This window comes from Micromonospora sp. MH33 (assembly GCF_003013775.1).
GTDB classification, from domain to species: domain Bacteria; phylum Actinomycetota; class Actinomycetes; order Mycobacteriales; family Micromonosporaceae; genus Micromonospora; species Micromonospora fulviviridis.
This window is the reverse complement of record NZ_MUYZ01000590.1, coordinates 1-1,814: the sequence shown is the minus strand read 5'-3', so window position 1 is coordinate 1,814 and position 1,814 is coordinate 1. Positions and strand designations below refer to the sequence as shown.

At 78.3% G+C, this 1,814-nt stretch carries 2 protein-coding genes; both read left to right on the top strand.

Translation table 11 applies throughout. The features are described from left to right. Window positions 1-1,203, top strand: a 1,203-nt coding sequence (locus tag B0E53_RS36150; protein ID WP_146167962.1) for an ABC transporter permease, incomplete at its 5' end; no start/stop codon positions are given. 142 nt (window positions 1,204-1,345) lie between these two features. Further along, window positions 1,346-1,609: a hypothetical protein gene (locus tag B0E53_RS38870; protein WP_210406361.1), complete on the top strand. Its 264-nt coding sequence runs from the start codon at window positions 1,346-1,348 to the stop codon at window positions 1,607-1,609. The last annotated feature ends 205 nt before the right edge of the window (window positions 1,610-1,814 follow it).

Here is a 1,814-nt window from a genome sequence, read left to right as displayed (position 1 = left end):
ATGCTGGCCTTCCTGGGCATCGTGCTGTTCGGCCCGGTGCTGGTGCCGGCGCTGGTCCGGGCGCTCGGCCGGCCGGCCCGCCGGCTGCTCGGCGTCCCGGCCGGGCTGGCCGTGGCGAACGCCGTGCGCAACCCGCGCCGGGTGGCGGCCACCGCCACCGCCATGGTCATCGGGATCGGCCTGGTCTCCGCGTTCGTGGTCGGTGCGGGCAGCGCGAAGGCCGGCATCGAGCGCGCGGTGGACGCGCGCATCGGGGTGGACTTCCTGGTCACCGGCATCGGCGGGGACCTGCCGGCGCCGTTGGCCGGCGAGCTGGCGGCCCGGCCGGAGCTGGGTGTCGTGCACGAGCAGCGCAGCCGGGTGGTCGACGGGGTCGAGGTGCGGGCCGCCCACCCGGCGCTGGTCCGGCGGACGCTGTCCGCGGTGGACACCGGCGACCCGGCCGGCCTGGGCCCGGGGGCGGTGCTGGTGCACCGCGAGCTGGCCGCGGCCCGCGGCTGGTCGGTCGGCAGCACTGTCCCGCTCGCCGGCCGGTCGTTCCGGGTGGCCGCCGTGGTGGCCGACGACAACCCGGTCCTGGCCGGCAGTCCGGTACCCGCCGGACACGTGGTGGACGTCGTCGACGCCGACTTCGCCCGCCTCTTCCCGGCCGAGCGCGGCCACCTGGCCGAGGTGGACCCCGCCGACGGGGTCTCCGCCGACGCCGCCCGGGCCGCCGTCGAGTCGGTGCTCACCCGCTATCCGACCGTCAACCTGCTGGACCAGGCCGCCTACAAGAAGATGCTCACCGGCACCGTGGACCTGGTGCTCGGCTTCGTCACCGCGCTGCTCGGCCTGGCCGTGGTGATCGCGCTGGTCGGCGTGGCGAACACGCTCACCCTCTCGGTGGTGGAGCGGACCCGGGAGAACGCGGTGCTGCGCGCGGTCGGGCTCAGCCGCGGCGGGATGCGGGCGGTGCTCGCCGTCGAGGCGGTGCTCACCGCGCTGGTCGGCACGCTGCTCGGCATCGCCCTGGGCACCGGGGTGGCCGCCGGCGGGATGGCCGTGCTGGCCCGGATCGGCGGGGATTTCACCCTGGTCCTTCCCTGGGGGCGGCTCGGCCTGATCGTCGCGGTGGCGGTGGTCGCCGCGCTGGCCGCCTCGGTCCTGCCCGCCCGCCGGGCGCTGTCCCGGCCGATCGTGGCGGCCCTCGGCGCGGACTGAGCCCCTGGGCGCCCGGAACGACTCGAGCCGGTCCCGCGACAGCCGCGGGACCGGCTCGCCGGCTCCGGGCGCCGCCGGTTCCCGGTGCGAGCGGGTGCGGGCCGCTCCGGATGCCGCTGGGTTCAGGTGCGGGTGGGACCGGGTGTCGCGGGATCAGCGGTCGGACGCCGGCTGGGCGCCGCCCCCGTTGCCGCCGTCGCCCCCGACGGGCGCGGTCGTGGTCGTCGTGGTCTCGGTCGGCGCGGTGGTCTCCACCGGCGAGGTGGTGGTCGGCGCCGTGGTCGGCGCGGTCGGCTGCGTCGACGGGATGCTCGACGGGGTCGGCTCGACCGACGCGCTGGGAGAGCCGCTCGGCGTGGCCGAGCTGGAGGACGAGGGCCGGCCGGTCGGGCCCACCGGCCGGTAGCTGCGGCCGCCACCCTCCGTCGGCGGTGCCTCGGTGACCGCGGCGTCCGCCACCGAGTTGCTCGGGGCAACCGCCGGCGCGGTGGGGTCGATCTGGGTGGCCGGGGCCTCGGCGTTCTTCGCCGCGCCCAGGGCGGCGCCCAGCGCGGTCAGCGCCACCAGCACCGCGGCGAGCGCGCCGACCAGCGTGCCGCGCCGGCCCGGCC